Source organism: Rhodoferax sp. LS1R11 (assembly GCF_056521395.1).
Map to the genome: position 1 here is coordinate 1 of NZ_JBWMAW010000023.1, position 16,931 is coordinate 16,931.

General features: G+C 62.2%; 11 protein-coding genes. 3 read left to right on the top strand and 8 right to left on the bottom strand.

Features of this window, described 5'->3' with window-relative positions; translation table 11 throughout:
* Positions 1-183: 183 nt before the first annotated feature.
* From AC097N_RS19540 to dbpA, 4 genes are all read right to left on the bottom strand, one after another.
* A complete protein-coding gene (locus AC097N_RS19540) occupies positions 184-351 on the bottom strand; it encodes a hypothetical protein (RefSeq protein ID WP_479583743.1) in 168 nt (55 codons plus the stop codon).
* An 82-nt stretch (positions 352-433) separates the two neighbouring features.
* The gene (locus tag AC097N_RS19545; protein ID WP_479583744.1) at positions 434-1,492 is read right to left on the bottom strand and encodes a DUF6352 family protein; all 1,059 of its coding nucleotides are present in this window, start codon (positions 1,490-1,492) and stop codon (positions 434-436) included.
* Between the two features lie 50 nt (positions 1,493-1,542).
* Entirely contained in the window at positions 1,543-1,779 is a 237-nt protein-coding gene (locus AC097N_RS19550) for a hypothetical protein (protein ID WP_479583745.1), read from the bottom strand.
* A 134-nt stretch (positions 1,780-1,913) separates the two neighbouring features.
* On the bottom strand, positions 1,914-3,308 hold the full coding sequence (dbpA, locus tag AC097N_RS19555; protein ID WP_479583781.1) for an ATP-dependent RNA helicase DbpA: 1,395 nt from the start codon (positions 3,306-3,308) through the stop codon (positions 1,914-1,916).
* Positions 3,309-3,445: 137 nt separating this feature from the next.
* Between dbpA and AC097N_RS19560 the strand changes: the two genes are divergently transcribed.
* Positions 3,446-4,930: a M48 family metalloprotease gene (locus tag AC097N_RS19560; RefSeq protein WP_479583746.1), complete on the top strand. Its 1,485-nt coding sequence runs from the start codon at positions 3,446-3,448 to the stop codon at positions 4,928-4,930.
* 14 nt (positions 4,931-4,944) lie between these two features.
* Here AC097N_RS19560 and AC097N_RS19565 read toward each other — a convergent pair whose 3' ends face one another.
* On the bottom strand, positions 4,945-9,228 hold the full coding sequence (locus tag AC097N_RS19565; protein ID WP_479583747.1) for an EAL domain-containing protein: 4,284 nt from the start codon (positions 9,226-9,228) through the stop codon (positions 4,945-4,947).
* Between the two features lie 118 nt (positions 9,229-9,346).
* Here AC097N_RS19565 and AC097N_RS19570 point away from each other — a divergent pair, with 118 nt between their 5' ends.
* Entirely contained in the window at positions 9,347-10,498 is a 1,152-nt protein-coding gene (locus AC097N_RS19570; protein WP_479583748.1) for a M14 family metallopeptidase, read from the top strand.
* A gap of 101 nt (positions 10,499-10,599) precedes the next feature.
* On the opposite strand, the gene gshA is transcribed toward AC097N_RS19570, so the two are convergent.
* Positions 10,600-12,162, bottom strand: a complete 1,563-nt coding sequence (gene gshA / locus AC097N_RS19575) for a glutamate--cysteine ligase (protein WP_479583749.1) — start codon at positions 12,160-12,162, stop codon at positions 10,600-10,602.
* Positions 12,163-12,327: 165 nt separating this feature from the next.
* On the opposite strand from gshA, the gene AC097N_RS19580 reads away from it, so the two are divergent.
* The gene (locus tag AC097N_RS19580) at positions 12,328-13,821 is read left to right on the top strand and encodes an AMP nucleosidase (RefSeq protein ID WP_479583782.1); all 1,494 of its coding nucleotides are present in this window, start codon (positions 12,328-12,330) and stop codon (positions 13,819-13,821) included.
* A gap of 31 nt (positions 13,822-13,852) precedes the next feature.
* On the opposite strand, the gene AC097N_RS19585 is transcribed toward AC097N_RS19580, so the two are convergent.
* Together AC097N_RS19585 and purT are read right to left on the bottom strand one after the other, a co-directional pair.
* On the bottom strand, positions 13,853-15,670 hold the full coding sequence (locus AC097N_RS19585; RefSeq protein ID WP_479583750.1) for an ATP-binding response regulator: 1,818 nt from the start codon (positions 15,668-15,670) through the stop codon (positions 13,853-13,855).
* Complete coding sequence (gene purT / locus AC097N_RS19590) at positions 15,667-16,881, bottom strand: formate-dependent phosphoribosylglycinamide formyltransferase (protein WP_479583751.1); 1,215 nt, start codon at positions 16,879-16,881, stop codon at positions 15,667-15,669. Before purT ends, AC097N_RS19585 begins: the two co-directional genes overlap by 4 nt.
* Between the last annotated feature and the right edge of the window lie 50 nt (positions 16,882-16,931).

Below are 16,931 nucleotides of genomic sequence, written 5' to 3' on the forward strand. Positions count from 1 at the left end.
GTGATCGAGAACGGGAATGTGTTTGAGGTGCTGATGGCCGCTGTGCGCGTGTGCTCGCTGGGCCAGATCACCAATGCCTTGTTTGAGGTGGGTGGGCAGTACCGGCGCAATATGTAGTGGATAGCAAAAAAATGCGCCTGTCAGGCGCACCATGCAAAAGGGCGGTCATACCGCCCTTTTTTATTAACCGCCCTTTTTGCAACGCTTGCCGGGGTTTTTCTTGTTATTGGTGGACGCGCCACGTTCCAGACTGCGCAGTTGACCGTGAGGGGCTGTGTAGCACACGCCCTTGGGTGCCGCAGGGCGGGGGGTTGCGAGACGGTCTGCTTCGGTACGAATGTTCTTGGCCATGAAATAACTCCAGTTAATTTGAGAAACCTCTGATTATCTCCGGACTTGGCTTGTGCCGCCGCCGTGGGCGGCCTGAGGCGTCCTACATCAAGGCCGCAAGTGGCAAATTGAGCAACAAATTCTGGGGTTTCAGCCGCACCAGGCGGGCGTTGTTCATGGCCAGACCGAGGTAAACGGGTTTGCCCGCCACATCGGCACGCATTTCAAGCGGGTTGGCAAATTCCAGGCGAAAAAGGCTGATCAACCGTTGCATGCTTTCAGGCTCCACGGGCCGGTCCTCGTACAGGTCGTTCAGCAGGGCTGTGGACTCCGTGTCCAGCCCGACGTGCCACCGCCAAGCCTGGTCGCTTATTTTTTGCTCAGGGTGAATGCTGACGACCACGCCCAAAAAATGGGTGATCCATTTCTCCAGCACCCGAGACAGCGCGGTCAAACCCGAGCGTGCGCGCGTCAGGGTGAAGCTCAGGCCGTGGCTCAGGTCTTTGGTGACCTCGTGCGTGAGATCCAGCAGGAACGTGTGGCGTTCATCGCGTTGCCAGTAGCGCGGGGCGTTGTCAGGGCGCAACACTTCCAGTGTCACGGTGCTCAGGGGCGCTTTGGCTTCCATGAGCAGGCGGCCCAGGTCGCCCAGCCCGGCAGTTTCGTTGTACAGGTCGAGCACATCGCGGTCGCCCGAGAGAATTTGCCCTTCTTGAACGGAAATGCGTTGGGGGCGAAACAGCATTTCCGCCGCCCGTACCTCAAAAGCGTCCTGTGATTTGTCCAGCACGTTGCGCACGATCGCCTGCGCGATCAGGTCGACAAACAGCGGCGGGATGTCGATCCCCCCTCGCTGGAACAAATGCAGGTAATAGCCTTCCAGGGTGCCCGCCGCCAGCAAGGCATCGCGAAAACCCAGAAACATGCGGTAGTTACTTTGCGCATCCGGGTCTTCAACAGCCTCCAGTTCGCCGGGTGCGACTGCACGTGCGGGCGATGCGGCCAGGGATGCGTGCAAGGCGGTCTCGGCGGCGCAAGACTCCGGTACCAGGGCCAGCTCGGGGCGTGCGAGAAACAGCCGCAGGTACGCGTCGGTGGGCACCAGCCAGCCACGGGCATTGCGTGTCAGCTGGTCAAAACCGCTGGAGGGCCAAAAACTCATTTAGTAAATCCCGGGAAGAAACTTCATCTGCCCGGATTATCCAGCCTGATTCAGTTCAGCAAGTAGGCTGCTGCCTGGTCCTTGAGGTCCTGCGCATCAATGGCGGCGTCAAAGGCTGCGCGGCTGGCCAGGGCTTCCTGGGTGTAGGGAATCAGGGGCTTGTCCAGCGGACGCAGTTTGTGGCGGCGCAGGCCGCGCAGTTGCTGCGAGCGTTCCATGGTTTGCAACACCAACTCGGGTTCCATCATCAGGCTGAAAGGATTGAGTTCAAGGGCGGTGGTTGTCATCAAGGTTCTCCGGTGGGTTCAAAGCACCAAGGGGATACTTTGGCGCTTGGAGGAACTTTATCTGCCAGCCCGATGAACTGAAGTCAGCAAACGGATGCGCGGCCTGTAAGGGTTTACCTTACAAGCCTGACAGGCTACAAAACCCGGACGCGCACGCTCTTGCCCTTGACCTTGCCGGCGTTGAGTTTTTGCATGGCTTCCTGGGCAATATCACGCTGCACCGCCACAAAGGTCGTGAACTCGGTCACGTTGATTTTGCCAATCTGTTCGCGGGTGTAGCCCGCATCGGCCGTCAGCGCACCGAGCACGTCGCCAGGGCGAATCTTTTCCTTGCGGCCACCCAGAATCTGCAGGGTCACCATCGGGGGCAGCAAGGGCCCCTTGCCGGTGGGGATGAGTTCCTCCACCTTATGCCAGACGGATTCACGCTTCAGGTATTGCTCGATCTTGCCCACAAATCCCATCTCATTCATGCTGGCCAGGCTCAGCGCCAGGCCTGACTCGCCGGCCCGGCCTGTACGGCCAATGCGGTGCACATGCACCTCGGCGTCGGGGGTGATGTCCACATTGATCACGGCCTCCAGCTGCGTGATGTCCAAGCCGCGCGAGGCCACATCGGTGGCCACCAGCACCGAACAGCTGCGGTTGGCAAACTGCGCCAGCACCTGGTCGCGCTCGCGCTGCTCCAGTTCGCCGTACAGCGCCAGGGCACTGAAGCCCTGCTCCTGCAGAAAGGTCACCAGGTCTTTGCACTGCTGCTTGGTGTTGCAGAACGCCAGCGTGCTGACTGGGCGGAAGTGGTTAAGCAGTTGTGCCACGGTGGCCAGTCGGGTGTGGCGGGTCACCTCATAAAAACGCTGCTCGATCAAACTCTCGGTATGCAGTGATTCCACCTTGACCTGGACCGGGTCGCGCATGAATTGTTTGGCCAGCTTCTCGATGCCTTCCGGGTAGGTCGCCGAAAACAGCAGGGTTTGGCGCTCTTTGGGGCACTGTTTGGTGACCGTTGTAATGTCGTCGACGAAGCCCATGTCGAGCATGCGGTCGGCTTCGTCCAGCACCAGGGTGTTGAGGGCTTCCAGGTTGAGGTATTCCCGTTCCAGGTGGTCCATCACGCGCCCGGGGGTGCCGACCACAATGTGGGCGCCGTGTTCCAGCGAGGCGCGCTGGCCGCGCAAGGCCACGCCACCACACAGGGTGACAACCTTGATGTTTTCTTCGGCGCGGGCCAGACGACGAATCTCGATGGTCACCTGGTCGGCCAGCTCACGGGTCGGGCACAACACCAGCGCCTGCACGGCGAAGCGGCGGGGGTTCAGGCGGTCCAGCAGGGCCAGCGCGAAAGCGGCGGTTTTGCCGCTGCCGGTCTTGGCCTGTGCAATCAGATCTTTGCCGGACAGGGCGATGGGCAGGCTCGCAGCCTGAATCGGGGTCATCTCCAGGTAGCCCAGTTGGTTCAAGTTCTCCAGCGTGGCGGGGTTCAGCGGCAGGCTGGAAAAACTGGTGCCGGAAGATGTGGTGGCGGCCATGGCCGTCTTGTTTTCAATAGTACTCATGGGGTGATTATCCTTTTCCGGCACAAACGCACATTCCTTCGGGGGCGGGCGAGGCGTTCTTGGGCAAAATGCGGGCTGGCGCGGACGGTCCGCGCCTTGAAGGAGACCTTATGCGCCACGTCTTGTTTTCGATGATTCTGGCCCCGGTTTTGTTGACCGGCTGCGGCAGTGCCGTGATCAATCCGGTGACGGGCCAAAGCGAGCGCTCGGTCATGAGTGAAGAGAGCGAAATTGCCGAGGGCCAGAAGGCGCATCAGCAGGTATTGCAAGAGTACGGTGTTGTTAAAAACGCCCGGCTTCAGGCCTATGTGAATGACCTGGGGCAGCGGCTGGCCAAGCAGTCGCATCGCAGTCAGCTGCAATGGCACTTCACATTGCTTGACAGCCCTGAGATCAACGCCTTTGCGTTGCCCGGTGGCTATGTGTACGTCACGCGTGGCATCCTGGCCTACATGGAGGATGAGGCTGATCTGGCGGGCGTCATGGGCCATGAGATCGGTCACGTCACGGCGCGCCATGGCGCCCAGCGCGCCACGCGTGCGCAGGACGCGGGCTTGGGCGTGCTCGCCGCGTCCATTCTGGGGGCCGTGCTGGAGAGCCAGGGCATGGCCGGCGCAGGGCAGGCGGCCAGCCAGGTGTCTCAAACCGCTGCTTCCGGCTATGTGGCCTCTTACGGACGTGACCAGGAGTTGCAGGCCGACGGTCTGGGTGCCGAGTACCTGTCGCGCAGCAATTTCGACCCCAGGAACATGATCAATGTCATTGCCGTGTTGAAGGACCAAGAGCGTTTTGCGGCCGACCAGGCTCGTATGGAAGGCCGTTCTGCTCCGGCGCAAAGCAGCTGGCTGTCTTCCCACCCCAGCAACGACCAGCGGCTGCAGATGATCAGCCAGCTCGCAACGCAGTACAAAGGCAAGTACACCGACGAAGGCCGTACCCGCTACCTGCAGGCCATCCATGGCCTGGCTTTTGGCGAGAGTGCGGACCAGGGCCTGACGCGGGGGCGCCACTTTTACCACCCGGCACTGGGCATTGCCCTCACGGCGCCCCAAGGCTGGAAGATTCAAAACGAGGCCGAGCAGCTCACGCTGGTCAATGCGGAACGTGATGCCGCGCTGGTCATGCGAACCGTCCCCGCACAGGCCGGCAAAACCCATGACGAAGTCATTCGCAACCTGCTCAAGCCGGTTCAGGGTACGGCGGATCGCTTGACTATCAATGGCCTGCAAGCCACCCATTTTGTGGGCGCTCGCAACAACGCGCAGGGGCAGTCGCAGCCCATGGAAGCGACCGTGGTGAGTGGCCCGGCCAATACCCTGTATTTGCTGACCTACGTCGGCAAGGATGCGTTGGCGCTGCAGCGTGCGCGCCGTGGGTTGCAGGAAGCACAGGCCTCATTTCGCCCCATGACCGCCGGGGACCGCTCGGCCGCCCGGCCCTGGAACATCCGGACTGTGCCTTATCCGCGTGGCGGTTTTCCCGAAATGGCACGCAGTTCTCCGCTGGCCAGCCCCGAACAGCAGTTGCGCCTGATCAATGGTTTTTACGGTGGTGGCGAGCCCAAGGCCGGGCAGCTGGTGAAGGTGGTGGAGTGAGGCCGGTGGCGTGATCAGCCGCGCGTGATGAAGGCCTCGAATTCCATCGCGGGCAACGGTCGGCTGAACAAGTAGCCCTGGTAGGCATGGCAGCCTTGGGTGGCGAGAAACTCACGTTGTGCCTCGGTCTCGACGCCCTCTGCCATCACCACCAGCCCCATGCTGTCGCCCAGCGCAATCACCATGCGCGCGATGGCCGCGTCATTGGGGTCCGTCAGGATGTCCCTGACAAAGCCCTGGTCGATCTTGAGTTGGTCCAGCGGCAGCCGCTTCAGGTGCGCGAGCGACGAGTAGCCGGTGCCAAAGTCGTCGAGTGAAAAACCAACGCCGTGTTCCTTCAAGGCCGTCATTTTTGCAATGACATCTTCCACATTGGCCACCAACATCCCTTCAGTCAACTCGAGCTTGAGCTGGCGCGAATTGGCCCCGGTACGTGCCAGAATGGTCAGTACCTGTTCAACAAAATTCAGCTGGTGAAACTGGTGGGGGCTCACATTCACTGCGATCGTGAGGTGGGCCAGTGCCGGGGCATGGGCCCACTTGGCAAGCTGGTTGCACGCCTCTTCCAGTACCCAGGCGCCCAGCAGCAAGATCAGCCCCGTATCCTCTGACAGGGGGATGAATTCGGCTGGCGACACCAGTTCGCTTTGCGGGGGCTTCCAGCGCACCAGGGCTTCCACGCCGCTGACGACATTGGCGTCTTGCGCCTGGCGCGTGACCTGGGCCTGGTAGAACAGCACGAACTCGTCACGGGCCAATCCTTCCCGCAAGCCAGCTTCGAGTGCGGCGCGGGCCGTCACCAGCGCCTGCATCTGCGGGTCAAAGAAGCGCAGGGTGTTGCGCCCGGCCGCCTTGGCCTGGTACATGGCCAGGTCGGCCCGCTTCAAGGGCTCCTCGACCCCCTCCTGGTCCTCGCCAAACAAGGTCACACCGATGCTGGGTGTGCTGTGATGTGCGTAGCTGCCCAGTTGGTAGATCTGGTTCAACGTGGTACGGATCTTCTCCCCCACATGCTCAGCCTGTGCGGTAGCTTCCATCTCGTTCTCGCTCAGGTCCTCGAGCATGACCACAAATTCATCGCCCCCCAGGCGGGCCACCGTGTCGCCCTCGCGGATGCATGAGGCCAGTCGTTGCGCGACTTGATGCAGCAGCATGTCGCCGGTGTCGTGGCCCAGCGTGTCATTGAGGGTCTTGAAATTGTCCAGGTCCACGAACAGCAGGGCTCCCTTGTTCTGTCGGCGGGCGCCCGCCGCGACGGCCTGTTTCAACCGTTCCAGCAACAGCCTGCGGTTGGGGAGGCCGGTGAGGGGATCAAAAAAGGCGAGTTTCTGAATCTGGTCTTCAGCGGCTTTGCGGGACGTGATGTCGGTGAAGGCGTCGACATAGTGGGTCACGGTGCCTGCATCGTTTTTCACCGCGGTCACGGTCAGCCATTGCGGGTAGACCTCGCCGTTCTTGCGCTGGTCCCAGACTTCACCTTGCCAGGTGTCGGTTTGTTCCAGGCTGGCGTTCATGGTGTCAAAAAAAGCGGTGTCGTGACGCCCGGATCGAAGCAATGAAGCAGGCGTTTGTCCCAGCGCCTCCTGCTTGCTGTAGCCCGTGATTTCTGTGAAAGCGGTATTGACCTGCAGGATGGTCCAGGCCGCATCGGTGATGAACATGCCCTGTTGAGACTCAAAGGCTGTGGCAGCGATGTGCAGGCCCTCTTCGGCTTGCTTGCGGGCGGTGATGTCAAACGTGGTGCCCGCCATGTAGGTGGCTTTGCCGGCCTCGTTCCAGACGGCCTGCCCCTGGGTATGAAACCAGAGCCAATGCCCGTTGGCGTGGCGGGCGCGGTATTCCATGTCGTAGGGTATCTTGTGCCGCAGGTGAGCGCGTATGGCCTGCTGCCAGCGTGGCAAGTCCTCGGGATGCAAACATTGTTCGAAACGCGTGACATGCTCGGGCAAAGGGGGGGTATCCAGGCCCAAATGCCTCCAGAACTCTGTCGGAAAATCGGTCCGGTTGTGGGTGATGTCCCATTCCCACACCTGGCCACTGGAGGCCGCAAGGCGGTAGCGCAACTCGCTGAGCTGCAGTGATTGTTCGGTCTGCTTGCGATTGGTGATGTCATGAAGGGCCCCCACCAGCTTCACGACGGCGCCGCCCTCCATCACCGCTGAGCTTTGGGTGCGTACCCAGATGTGGCGGCCCCGGGCGGTGATCATGGGCAATTCCAGGTCGAAGGACTCGCCGTGTTCCAGGGCGGCTTTCACCGCGGCCTGGATGATCGGGCGGGCCTCGGGGGCATAAAAGTTGAGCGCCTGGTCCAGCGTGGGTGTGATGCCCGTCTCCAGCTCGTGAATGCGGCAGGTCTCTTGCGACCAAAAAGGTTGCATGGTGCGCAGGTTGAGTTCCCAGCCGCCTACTTTGGCCACTTCGCCGGTGCGTTCCAGTAGTTCGGCGGTCGTGTCCAGCGCTTCTCGTACCCGGTACGCCTCGGTCACATCGCTGAACACCAGCACCACGCCCACAATGTGTCCCGCCGCATTGCGGATGGGGGCGGCGCTGTCCGATATCTGGTACTCCTGCCCATCCCGTGCGAGCAGGGCGGTGTGGTTGGCCAGGCCCACCACCTGGCCGTGCTGCATGACAAGCTGTACCGGGTTGACCGAACGCACACGGGTGTGCGCATTGATGATGTGAAACACATCGGTTAGCAAGCGTCCCCGCGCCTCTGGCAAGGTCCAGCCGGTCAGGCGCTCGGCGCTGGGGTTCATGCGGGTGACGCGGCCCTGCGTGTCGGTCGCCATCACGGCATCGCCAATCGACTGCAGCGTGATGGAGAGGCTTTCTTCGCTCTGGCGCAGTTGTTCTTCAGCGAGTTCACGCGCGGTGATATCAAGCGAGGTGCCCGCCATGCGCACCGGCTGTCCGGTGGCGTCACGAAATGCCTGAATGGACACGCTCAAAATGCGCATGGCACCCCGCTGCGGGTTGGTGCGGTATTGGTGCGTGATCAACCCCGTTTCTGTCGCTGCGCGGGTCTGGATGAGGGCCGTGGCCTCGCGGTCATCCGGGTGAACCAGGTCGAGAAACTCAAGGTAGGTGGGCGGACCCAGCGCGGGGTCCCGGTCATGCAGGCGGTAGTTTTCGGCCGACCAGGTTCCCGTCAGCGTGTGCAGGCCCAACTCCCAGCTCCCAAAATGGGCCATCGCCTGGGCGGTGGCCAGGTTGGCCTCGCTGAGCCGCAAGGCGGCTTCATGGCGATCGCGTTTGTCGAGCATGAGATTGAACTGCTGACCGACTGCCGCCATCTCGGACGATCCGGTCAACTGTACGCGGGCCGTGCGGTCGCCCGCAGCGATGCGCACCGTCGTCGCTGCAAGATGTGCCATCGGCTGGACAATGGCTGCGGCGATGCGCCAGGCCAATGCCAACGCCAGAAGCAACACTATCGTACCCAGGCCCAGGCTGCGCCGCAACAACGCGTTGTAGTCTGCAAAAACGTCTTGCTCAGGCATGCCGGCGATCACCCGCCAATCGGTCCCCGCAAGACTGACAAAGGCGTTGAGGCGGACTACTCCGTCCAGACCACTGGCCGTAAAAAGCCCACTTGTGTGCCCTTGCATACTTTGCCGGGCGGCTGCGGGTACCGGCTTGCCCAGTGCCGACCTGGCATCGGCCGAGTGCAGCAACACGTTGAAGTTGCGGTCAACCACCCTGACCACAGCGTTCTTTGGAACGCCCCCCAGCAAGTCTTCCCCCAGTGTCAACAAATCCACCGGCATGGCAAACAGACCGACCACTTCGCCTTTGTCGTCACGCACAGGCTGTGTCTGGATCGAGACCCAGCGCCCGGTGGCCGGACCGATGGTGGCGTTCCCCGCCGTGAACTTGTCGCTGTGCAAGCCCTCCGCGAACCAGGGTGACTGAACAATCTGGGTCGCCGCTGGTGGGTTGGGCAGGAACGAACAGATCACCCGCGCTTGCCGGTCACGCAGCCCCAGCGTGATGAACTCAGGGTGCAGGCGGACATACTCGGCCAGCAGCGGGTCGCAGGCGTTCGGGTTGAGTGCCCTGACCAGCGGTCGGGTCGCCAGGCGCCTCAGGATATCGTCGTTCTGGTGCAGGTAGCGCTCCACGGTGAGCGCCGTGTTGCGGGCGATAAACCTGACCCTCCCGTGGGCATCCTGGCGCGCATGCTGCAAATGGGTGGAGAGAAACCACGCCAGCATGGCCGTGACTGGCAGCGTGATGACCACCGCCAGCAACAGGATCTGTGCCCGTATGGACTGGCGATGAAACCACGAGGTCATAGGCGCGGTCCGCGGGGAGCCGTTAAAACAACAGCGGTGGGTGGCGTCTGCAAGGGCATGGACGGGCCTGGTGGTGGAGTTTTTCCGAGTCTAATACGGTTTTAGCCGAGCCTGACGCATGAACTCACTCCACATCTCCACCCAATTTGACTCCGGGGCCATTGAGGTGGTGAGCCTGGCCGACCCCGGCAACATCCAGCTCAACATCCGCCGGGACAACGCCAGTGAGTTTGCGCAGTGGTTCCATTTTTCGCTACAAGGCGCGGCGGGGCTGGCCGTCACACTGAATTTTCTCAACGCCGGGCAATGCGCCTACCCCAAGGGCTGGGTCGACTACCGCGTGGTGGCCAGTGTGGACCGGCAAAACTGGTTTCGCATCGACACCCGTTTTGATGGGCAGGTGCTATCGGCCCGCATGACGCCCGAGGCGCAGACCATTTACCTGGCCTACTTCGAGCCCTATTCCTACGAGCGGCATTTGGACCTGCTGGGTTCGGCCACCGGGTCAGACAAGGTGGACATCCAGCATCTGGGCCAAACGCTGGATGGGCGGGACATGACCTTGCTGCGCGCCACCGACGCTCACGGCGCCACGCCGTTTGAGCAGAAAAAGAAGGTCTGGCTGATTGCCCGCCAGCACCCCGGCGAAACCATGGCCGAATGGTTTGTGGAAGGCTTTCTGGAGCGCCTGCTGGACGGTGACGACTCGGTCAGCCGGGTGTTGCTGGACCGGTGCGTGTTTTACGTGGTACCCAACATGAACCCCGATGGCGCAGTGCGCGGCAACCTGCGCACCAATGCCGCCGGCGCCAACCTGAACCGCGAGTGGCAAAGCCCCAGCATGGAAACCTCGCCCGAGGTCTTTCTGGTGCGCGAGAAGATGATGGAGCTGGGGGTTGACCTCAGCCTCGACGCCCACGGCGACGAGGCCTTGCCCTACAACTTTTGTGTCGGCACCGAGGGCAACCCCGGTTACACGCCGCGCCTGGAGGCGCTGGAAAATGCGTTCAAAGCCGCGTGGGTGGCGACGTGCCCCGACTTTCAAACCACGCAGGGTTACGGCTGGGTCAGCCCGGGGGCGGCCAACCTGACGCTGGCCACCAACTGGATTGGCCAGCACTTTGATTGCCTGGCCTTCACCATCGAGATGCCTTTCAAGGACAACGCGAACCTGCCCGATCCCCTGGTGGGCTGGAACGGTGCACGCTCAAGCCACCTGGGCGCCAGCGTTTTGCTGCCCATTCTGGCGGTGGTGGACCAATTGCGCTGACTTTTGCCTGATGGTTCAGGTTATAGTCGCTATTAAATTTATAGCTACTACCTCACGTCCTGCCTGGGCTAGAGGCCTAAAATCCATAAATTTCAGGTGGATCAAGCGTAATACCGTGCCACGAAGTCCTCAAAGCTGCCCTGGTCGGCGGCTTCGAGGTCACGCTGCTGGCACACCGACGCTTCCACGCTGGCGGTGAACCGGGCCGTCTCGGCGGCGCTCAGGGGCTGCGCCTGCAGGCTGTGCGTGTGTTGCTGCGCCAGGTGCATGGCGTGCCTGAAATAGCCGCCCTGTTCCTTGATGCCCGCCAGCACCTGCGCCGACGGCGTGGTGTCGGGGTGGTCGATGCGGGTGCGCAGCCGCTGCATCGTCGTGCTGTAGCGGTCACCGCCATAGGCGGCGTCCAGCATCTCGGCAAAGGGCTGCATGTCGTCAAACAGTTCATGCGCCAGGGGCCGAAACGGCTGCTCGCGGTTGTGCGCCAGCAAGTGCAGGTCGGGCTGGCGTCCGCGGTTGACCACGCGGTTTTTGTTCTCGTCGTTTTCGCTTTGCTCGCGGGTGCTGATGGGCGGGCTGTCACGAAACAGGCACATCAGCAGCAGCACGTCGGCAAAGGTGCTTTGCTCGGGCGCAATGCCGATGTCGATGAACGGGTTCAGGTCAAACAGGCGCACCTCGACGTATTCGACGCCGTATTTCTGCAAGGCCTTGGCCGGGCGCTCGCCCTGTTTGCCGATGCGCTTGGGGCGAATGCCGGCATAAAACTCGTTTTCGATCTGCAGCAGGTTGGCATTGAGTTGTTTCCAGTGGTCGCCGTCGCGCACGCCCACCTGCTCGTAAAACGGATCGGGGGTGCGAATGGCCGCTTCCAGCGCCTGGGTGTACTCGGTCAGCGAATTGAAACTCACGTGCAATTGGGCCTGGGCCCGGTTCTGGTAACCCAGATCGCTCATGCGCAGGCTGGTGGCGTAAGGCCCATAGAGCGTGCCGGGCGCCAGTTCCAGTAAGTCTGACTTGCGCCCCTGCAGAAACGACTCGCAGATGGCCGGTGAGGCCCCGAACAGGTAGGGAATGAGCCAGCCAAAACGCAGAAAGTTGCGGATCAGGCCAAAGTAGCGCGCACTCACAAAGTCTTCGGTCGGGCCGGTGGCGGCGCAGCAGTCTTTGAGCGTCAGCCAGAAGGCCTCGGGCAGCGACCAGTTGTAGTGCGCCCCGGCAATGGTTTGCATGGTGCGCCCATAACGCAGCGACAGGCCCTCGCGGTACACGGTCTTGAAGCGGGCGGTGTTGGAGCTGCCGTAGTCGGCAATCGGGATGTCCTTGTCCTCCCCCAGCTTGCAGGGCATGGAGCCCGCCCACAGGTACTCGCCCTGCAGGTGCTGCGCACTGAAGCGGTGGATGTCGCGCAGGAAGTGCAGCGGAAACGCCGGGTCCTGCGAGGGTGGGGTGATGAATTCGAGCAGCGCCTCGGAGTAGTCCGTCGTCATCCAGGGGTGCGTCAGCTTGGAGCCCAGCGCGGCCGGGTGGGGCGTGGCGGCGAGTTTGCCCGCTGCGTCCACACGCAGGCATTCCCGCTCATACCCGCGGGCAATGCCCTTCAAGACTTGCGCCTGCCCGCTGGTAGAGAACTGGCGGACGGCATCACAGCACGTGAACTTCAACATGGACTCTTGCTTCCTCTATAAAACGGGTGGCAGTATGGCAGTTTTTGAAGTTCGCTGCCCGGCGGTCGGGGTGCCCGGCGGGCGGGTACCTGGCATCACTTGTGCTTGCTGTTCAATGGGTGACAAGTCTGCCAACTGCAATCCCTGACCATGCACAATAGCCTTATGCCCTATCTGCCCCCCTTCATTGCCCCCTCCCGCTTCACCGACGCCGCCGCGGCACTGGCCAAAGCCCGTGAAATCTATGACACCAGCATTGCCCACCTGCGTGAAGCCATGCAGCGCTTTGTGGCAGGTGACGATTTGCCAGGCCATGTGCGCGCCTGTTACCCCTTTGTGCGGGTGCAGACCGACACCGTGGCGCGCCTGAACTCGTCGGACAGTGCGCGTCTGAGCTACGGGTTTGTCGCCGGGCCCGGCCGGTTTGAGACCACCTTGAGTCGCCCCGATTTGTACGCCTCGTACTACCTGGAGCAGTTCACCCTGCTGCTGGAAAACCACCAGGTGGAGCTGGAGGTGGGTACCAGCACGCAGCCCATCCCGGTGCATTTTTCGTTTGCCGAGCACGACCATATCGAGGGTAGCCTGAGCCTGGAGCGCCGCCAGTTGATGCGCGACGTGTTTGACCTGCCCGACCTGGCCGCCATGGACGACGGCATTTCCAACGGCACCTACCAGCCACGCCCCGGCGACCCGCTGCCGCTGTCCTTGTTCACCGCACCGCGGGTGGACTATTCACTGCACCGGCTGCGCCATTACACCGGCACCGGGCCTGAACATTTTCAGCACTTTGTGCTGTTCACCAACTACCAGTTCTACATTGACGAGTTTGTGCGCCTGGGGCATGAGGCCATGGCCAACCCTGACAGTGAATATGTCGCGTTTGTGGAGCCCGGCAACGTCATCACCCGCCGCGTGGGTACGACGGTGATGGCCGGTGACGAGTTGGGCAAAGTGCCGCCCCGCCTGCCGCAAATGCCGGCTTACCACCTGGTGCGTGCTGACAACAGCGGCATCACCATGGTCAACATCGGCGTTGGCCCGGCCAATGCCAAAACCATCACCGACCACATCGCCGTGCTGCGCCCGCATGCCTGGATCATGCTGGGCCACTGCGCGGGTTTGCGCAACACCCAGCAGCTGGGCGACTACGTGCTGGCCCACGGTTATGTGCGCGAAGACCATGTGCTGGACGAAGAGTTACCCCTGTGGGTGCCGATACCGGCGCTGGCCGAAATTCAGGTCGCGCTGGAAGCTGCGGTGTCCGATGTGACGCAGCTCAAAGGGCCGGAGCTCAAGCGCATCATGCGCACCGGCACCGTGGCCAGCACCGACAACCGCAACTGGGAACTGTTGCCTGACAACGGTCCGCAGCGCCGCTTCAGCCAGAGCCGCGCCGTGGCGCTGGACATGGAAAGCGCCACCATCGCCGCCAACGGTTTTCGTTTTCGGGTGCCCTACGGCACGCTTTTGTGCGTGAGCGACAAACCGCTGCACGGCGAGATCAAGCTGCCTGGCATGGCCAACCATTTCTACCGCGAGCGTGTCGACCAGCACTTACGCATCGGCATCCGCGCGGTGGAGCTGCTGCGGGCCCAGGGAGTGGACCAGTTGCACAGCCGCAAGCTGCGCAGCTTTGCGGAAGTGGCGTTTCAGTAAACCGTATCAGTCAACCGCCATGCGTGGCGAGTCAGGCCGCTTCTGACGTTTCTGACGTCTCTGTTGTTGCCTCATGGGCTCGAACAGATCGCCGCAAAATGCTGCGTAGCTTGGCGGGTTGCACCGGCTTTTGCAGGAGCACAAGTCCGGCCGCCAGCGCTTTTTGCCGCAAGTCCATTTCAGTGTCTCCGCTGATCAGGCAAGCCGCGATGCCTTGCCCTGACAACTGGCGCAACAAGCGTATGGCGTCAATGCCGTTGTGGGCCCCGCGTAATCGATAGTCGCTCACGATGTAGTCCGGGGGCGGCCCGTGCTTCACCTGTTCCAAAGCTATTTGTGCATCGCCCGCCACGGTTACCCGGCACCCCCAGGACTCCAGCAAGCCCTTCAAGGCCATATTGCCCAGGGGGTCGTCTTCGATCAGCAGGATGTACAGCCTCTCCAGCTCGCCCCGTGTCGGCAGGTCGGCCCATGTCAGGGGTGCCGCCTGTGTCTGCCTTTGCGCCAGCGGCACCAGCAGCGAAAAGCGTGAGCCGCAACCCAGGCTGGAGCGCAGTACCAACGGGTGATTCAACAACCGGCATGAGCGCTCCACCATGCTCAAACCCAGGCCCAGGCCCTTGTTGCGATCACGCTCCTGATTTTCAACCTGGAAAAATTCTTCAAAAATTTTCTCGTGGTGCTGGGTGGCGATCCCAATGCCACTGTCCCACACCTCAATGCGGGCATGCGTGAGCCCGCGCGCAGGACGACAGGTCACGAAAATACTGCCTTGACGGGTGTACTGCAAGGCATTGCTGACGAGGTTGAGCAAAATCCGTTGCAACAGAATGGGGTCACTGTGTACCCACGCAGGCGAGGTGCGAATGCGCAGGCGCAAGCCTTTCTCGGCGGCGACGCCGGCAAAAAACATGCGCAATTGATCAAAGACGCCGTTCATGGCGAGCGGCCGCAGCCTGACGTCTGTGGACTGGGCTTCCAGCCGGGAATAGTCGAAAAAAACATCCAGCATCTCTTGCAATGCCCGCACGGAGGCGTCCACCCCCGCAACGACTTCTGTGGTGGCCGGGCTATGGGGCAATTGGGTCAAGCGCGATACAAACATGCCCAAGGCGTGCGCTGGCTGGCGCAAGTCATGGCTGGCTGCCGCCAGGAAGCGCGATTTGGCCAGATAGGCCGTTGCCATTTTTTCCTGGGCTTGACGCAGCTCCAGGTTGGCCTTTTCCGCTTGTTCTTTGGCTTGTCGGAGTTGATGGTCACGGCGGGTTCTGACGTAGTCAAAGGCGGCCGCCAGCAGGGTGTAAAAACCCAGGGAGAGCAAAAAATGGAGGACAACAACCGGTGAATAGCGCTGGGAAAACGTCAGCAGGGGCGCCACCCACAGCAGGTAGACCGTGGCCAGGGCCATGAAGCCCAGGCTGTACAGCCAGCCCCGTCGCTGGCCCTTCACAAAGAAGGCCAGAAACGGCGTCGTGTAAACCCAGAAAACGCCGGTGGCCTCGACCCCACCAAACACAATCAGCGCCCCGAAGATGACGATGGCCGCCAGCATCAGCAAGGTTTCAGAAAACCCCACCCAGCCCGGCGCTTTGTTGATCACCATGGCGGGCACGACCAGAAACACGACCGCAGCAAGCTCCACCAAACCCAAGGGCAACATGCCCGGCGTGAGCATATTGAACACCGAGAACAGCAGCCCGACCGTGCTCCCTATGGCGGTGGCCACGCGCACTTGACGCGTTCGCTCGGCCAGCGCCAATGCGTCCGCAGCCCTGGCGCCCGGCACCTGCCGCAGGCGAACGAGCAGACCTTGCACCAGGACCGATGCCTTGTTAAACACAGCCGTCATGCAAGCCGTGGCTTGACCCTGGACGCCGCCAGCTTGGCGTTCGTGCGGGCTACGTCCACATCCGCATCAAACGCCAGCGCCACCCCCATGCGGCGTTTCACAAAACTCTCGGGCTTGCCGAACAGGCGCAGGTCGGCGTTGGGCACGCGCAGGGCGTCGTCCACACCGTCAAACACAATGCCTTGCCCCTCCACCCCACCGTAAATCACGGCACTGGCGCCGGGGCTGCGCAGGGTGGTGTTGACCGGCAGACCGAGGATGGCGCGCGCATGCAGCTCAAACTCGCTCTGGATCTGGGTGGTCAGTGTCACCAGGCCGGTGTCGTGCGGGCGGGGTGACACTTCGCTGAACCACACCTCATCGCCCTTGACGAACAGTTCCACGCCGTACAAACCCTGACCACCGAGGTTGTCGGTCACGGCCTTGGCGATCTGGCGCGAGCGCGCCAGTGCGGGGAGCGGCATCGGGTGCGGCTGCCAGCTTTCCACGTAGTCGCCGCTGACCTGGATGTGGCCAATCGGCTCGCAAAAATGCGTTTCTACTTGGCCATCGGCGCCAAGCGCGCGCACGGTGAGCTGGGTGATCTCGTAGTCAAAGTCGATGAAGCCTTCCACAATGATGCGGCCCGCGCCCACGCGGCCACCCACCATGGCGTAGTCCCAGGCTTTTTGTACATCGGCCGGACCGTCGATTTTGCTTTGGCCTTTGCCGGAGCTGCTCATCACCGGCTTGACAACGCAGGGGTAGCCGATGCCCGGGCCGTCCACGCCGTCAATGGCCGCCTGCAGCTCGGCCAGCGAGTCGCAAAATTCATAAGGGCTGGTCGGCAGGTCCAGGGTCTCGGCGGCCAGGCGGCGGATGCCTTCGCGGTCCATGGTCAAACGGGCAGCGCGCGCGGTGGGAATGACGCGCACCACACCGGCGGCTTCCAGTTCTTCCAGCATGGGCGTGGCAATCGCCTCAATCTCCGGCACCACCAGGTGCGGGCGCTCGGCCTCGATCAAGGCCTTGAGCTGCGCGGCGTCGCTCATGGTGATGGTGCGGGCATGGTGCGCCACCTGCTGGCCGGGGGCGTGGTCGTAGCGGTCCACGGCGATGGTTTCCACCCCCAGGCGTTGCAATGCTATTAACACCTCCTTGCCCAGTTCGCCGGAGCCCAGCAGCATGACTTTGGTGGCGTGGGGGGAGAGGGGGGTGCCGAGTGTGGTCATGCCAATAGCGCTTGCGCGCCTCCGAGAAGGGGGTGAACAGGGGAAGGTCA